This is a genomic window from Rhizobium giardinii bv. giardinii H152, from assembly GCF_000379605.1.
In the GTDB taxonomy this organism is placed as follows: domain Bacteria; phylum Pseudomonadota; class Alphaproteobacteria; order Rhizobiales; family Rhizobiaceae; genus Pararhizobium; species Pararhizobium giardinii.
Genome location: NZ_KB902744.1, coordinates 1 through 1,722, shown reverse-complemented (window position 1 = coordinate 1,722; position 1,722 = coordinate 1). Strand labels below are relative to the sequence as shown.

Here is a 1,722-nt window from a genome sequence, read left to right as displayed (position 1 = left end):
TGGATTCCAGCCCGTGAGAGGCCAAGGACGCGACCCGCCTCGTACTGGCCCTTTCCCACCGAAACAAGAGCGCCGCGGTGAATTTCCGCGATGTACGCCGTCTCGCTCAGCACCATGGCCAAGAGCCCCGCAACGAAGGGGATCGAGAGGAGAGCCGACGTCGAGGGAAAGGCCTGGGGCAGGTTGTAGACAAAGATTAGCAGCACGAGAAGCGGAAGGCTCCTAAAGAACCAGACGTATAGTGCAGCAGCGCGCCTCACAACCATGAGGCCGGAGCGGTCGGCAAGGGCGACGAAAAAGCCAAGGACTACGGCTAGCACCCATGTCGCAACGCTGAGCTCGACGACCAGCAAGGTCGCATTCCAAAAGTCGCGGCTCCACAGGAGCCCGACTGTGTAAGACCAATCGAAAGCCATATCTTCAGTTTCCAACAGAGGATGCCCGAGCCGCCAAGGCGACCCGGGACGGAGTGAGGTTACTTGGCCTCGGTCAACGCAGAGGCGATTTCGGCGTCGGTCGGGAGGTCAAGGTTGTATTTGGCGAGAATCGCCTTGTATTCCTCACCCGATTTCAGGGGCTCGAACGCCTCTTTGAGTCCGGCAAGCAACTGATCATTGCCTTTCTTCACAGCCAGTCCCATGATGACCGGAAAGAGAATTTCAGAGGACGTGATCTTCAGTCGGTCACCCGATGCAACCAATGCCGCTTTTGATACACCGGCATCATCGAACACGACATCGGCGCCGCGCGACAGGAGTGCTTGCGCTGCTTCGGCCGACGTCGCGAACTCCTTGACGTCGATTGGGTTGGAACCGCATTTCTCTTGCGAAACCTTCTGCAGTTCGGGCACCCAGGCCGCGCCCTTGAGGTTAGCCACCCGCTTGCCGCAAAGGTCTTCCGGTGTCTTTGGTTCGAAGCTGTCGTCGGCGCGCACCATCAACGACCACCTTGGCGCGCGCAGGCGTGACATAGAGCGCAGACGCGATCATATCAAAGCGGTTTGCCTGAAGACCCGGGATGAGACTGGCAAAGCGCGTATCCATAAACGTCACTTCCACGCCTAGCTTCGGCGCTATGACAGCCATGACATCGGCGTCAAAGCCCTTCGTCACACCATCCTCAAGATAGTCGTAAGGCGGGTACACCTGGTCCGAGCCGACCAGCAAAGTCCCCTCGGTAATCGTCTTGAGGTTTCCCGCTGCCGCAGACGATCCACTTGCAGTCATTGTGGCCAATGCGGTGAATGCCACTACGACGGCCGAAATAATTTTCTTGTGCATTTTATTCCCCTTTTTTGTGTTTCCCGTGCGGACCATCCGCGCGGTGTTGAAGCAGTCCTCCTCCGTTTTCCCTCCCGAAACTCTTAGCGGATTGTTGGCATCTCCCGCGGCGCGCGCTTGGTCAGGAGCCGCGGTCCGTCCTTGGTGATGGCGATGTTCTCTTCATGGACGATCATTTTCCCTGGCGCGTATTCCATTCCGGGTTCGATGGTCAGCACCATATTCTCGACGATCACGGTGCCATCACCGAGCCTATGGGAAGGCGGTTCGGTCAGCTGCAATCCCAACCCGTGGCCAAGGCGGCCGACGTTGTTGCCAATGGCACCGGCATCGTCGATGATCTTCGCCATGGCGCGGAACACGTCGTCGGTCTTCGCGCCAGGCACAGCCGCAGCGATTCCGGCCTCCGTCGCCAGCCAAAGGGCGTCGTGAACGCGTTTCG

At 58.8% G+C, this 1,722-nt stretch carries 4 protein-coding genes; all 4 read right to left on the bottom strand.

Features of this window, described 5'->3' with window-relative positions; genetic code table 11:
• Positions 1–353 (bottom strand): ABC transporter permease subunit (locus tag A3AY_RS36715; RefSeq protein WP_245275976.1); only part of this gene is annotated, 353 nt, incomplete at its 3' end.
• Positions 354–475: 122 nt separating this feature from the next.
• Positions 476–937, bottom strand: coding sequence for a type 2 periplasmic-binding domain-containing protein (locus tag A3AY_RS41640; protein ID WP_210163043.1), 462 nt, complete (start codon positions 935–937; stop codon positions 476–478).
• Positions 870–1,280 (bottom strand): transporter substrate-binding domain-containing protein, encoded by a 411-nt coding sequence (locus A3AY_RS41635; protein ID WP_210163042.1) that lies wholly within the window; start codon positions 1,278–1,280, stop codon positions 870–872. Before A3AY_RS41635 ends, A3AY_RS41640 begins: the two co-directional genes overlap by 68 nt.
• Positions 1,281–1,363: 83 nt before the next feature.
• Positions 1,364–1,722, bottom strand: a 359-nt coding sequence (locus A3AY_RS36705) for a M24 family metallopeptidase (RefSeq protein ID WP_040669525.1), incomplete at its 5' end; no start/stop codon positions are given.

Coding starts and splice junctions, on each gene's coding strand:
- A3AY_RS41640 (WP_210163043.1), bottom strand. CDS start 937: ATGGTGCGCGCCGACGACAGCTTCGAACCAAAGACACCGGAAGACCTT.
- A3AY_RS41635 (WP_210163042.1), bottom strand. CDS start 1,280: ATGCACAAGAAAATTATTTCGGCCGTCGTAGTGGCATTCACCGCATTG.